This is a genomic window from Pseudomonas sp. LH21 (genome assembly GCF_036549575.1).
GTDB classification, from domain to species: domain Bacteria; phylum Pseudomonadota; class Gammaproteobacteria; order Pseudomonadales; family Pseudomonadaceae; genus Aquipseudomonas; species Aquipseudomonas peradeniyensis.
Map to the genome: position 1 here is coordinate 2,826,315 of NZ_CP144367.1, position 1,258 is coordinate 2,827,572.

The following is a 1,258-nucleotide window of genomic DNA, read 5'->3' on the forward strand; positions in this document are numbered from 1 at the left end:
TTTCAGAGTCCCTGCTGCAGGTAGGGGTCGTCCGGGTTCTGTCGTTCCAGCTCGGCCAGCAGGACCTGGACATTCTGCAGTTGGCCGGTTTCCTTCCAGTACTCGATCAGCAGCACCCGCGCCCGGCGATTGGCGGGCTGGCGATTGAGCACGGTTTCCAGCTGCTTCTGCGCGGCATCTATTTGCTCAAGCTGGTGCAGGGTGACGGCCAGGGTATAGCGGTATTCGTTGTTCTCCGGTTCCAGTTCGACCGCGCGGGCCAGCGCCAGCAGGGCGTATTCCTGCTGCTCGTGGCGGGTCAGCCACAGCCCCAGCTCGTGTTGCAGGAACGCCGAGTCGGGGCGCAGCGCCAAGGCCTTGGCCAGCACTTCACGGGAGGCGTCGTGACGGCCTTGCTGCTCCAGCAGGCGCACCTGGGTGGCCAGGGCGTCCAGCCCCTCGGGCGCCACCGCCAGGCTACGTTGCAGGGCCCTGTCGGCATCGCTGTAGGCCTGCTCATGCATGTACAGCCGGGCCAGGTGTACTTGGGCCGCGGCGTCGTCGGGCTGTTGCTCCAGGGTCTGCTCGTATTGCTCCAGGGCATCCTGCAGGGGGCCAAAGTACAGGCCGATGGCGTCGGGGTCGAGGCCCAGCAGCGCGTCTACCGCAGCGAAACGCACGCTTTGCTCGTCATCCTCCAGCAGCGGGCCCAGCACCAGGCTGCGCTGGGCGGCCGGCAGCAGGCGGCGGATGCTGGCGATGGCGGCGCGGCGGACCAGCGGGTCGGCGTGCTCCAGGTCTTGCTGGGCCAGCTTCAATGCCTGTGGCGATGGGTAGTTGGGTAGTTCGACGTAGAGCGCGGCACGGCGGATCGGTGGCAGGTCGTCGCGTTGCAGCTGCTGGTAGAGCACCCGGGCGGCGCCCGGCAGGCCATCGTGGGCCTGGCGCAGGGCCTTGGCGTAGCTGTGCGGCGGCAGGCTGGGCGCCGCGGGTTGCTGGTCACGCCACAGGTAGCCGATCGCGATGGGCAGTACCAGTACAAGCAGCAGGGCGATCAGGATCAGGTGGCGTCGTTGCATCTCGCGGTCCGGGGTGGCGGTACCGCAGAGCTTGGGGCAGGCGGGGGGCAATTGCAATGATGGGGACTAACGGGGTGGCTCCCGGGCAGCGCAACTCCCCTGTCGAACACCTGTTGTCCCCCCTTCCCATGTCAGCCCACCCCCCCTCGATCCATTAGCGTTCCGAGCATTTCCGACTGGCTAAAGCAGGATGCTCACCA

1 protein-coding gene is annotated in these 1,258 nt (G+C 67.3%); it reads right to left on the minus strand.

The features are described 5' to 3' along the window. Nucleotides 1–2: 2 nt before the first annotated feature. Nucleotides 3–1,058 carry a HEAT repeat domain-containing protein gene (locus VUG52_RS12955; RefSeq protein ID WP_050705814.1) on the minus strand — a complete coding sequence of 352 codons (1,056 nt, stop codon included), beginning with the start codon at nt 1,056–1,058 and terminating at the stop codon, nt 3–5. Nucleotides 1,059–1,258: the final 200 nt, after the last annotated feature.

Coding starts and splice junctions, on each gene's coding strand:
- VUG52_RS12955 (WP_050705814.1), bottom strand. CDS start 1,058: ATGCAACGACGCCACCTGATCCTGATCGCCCTGCTGCTTGTACTGGTA.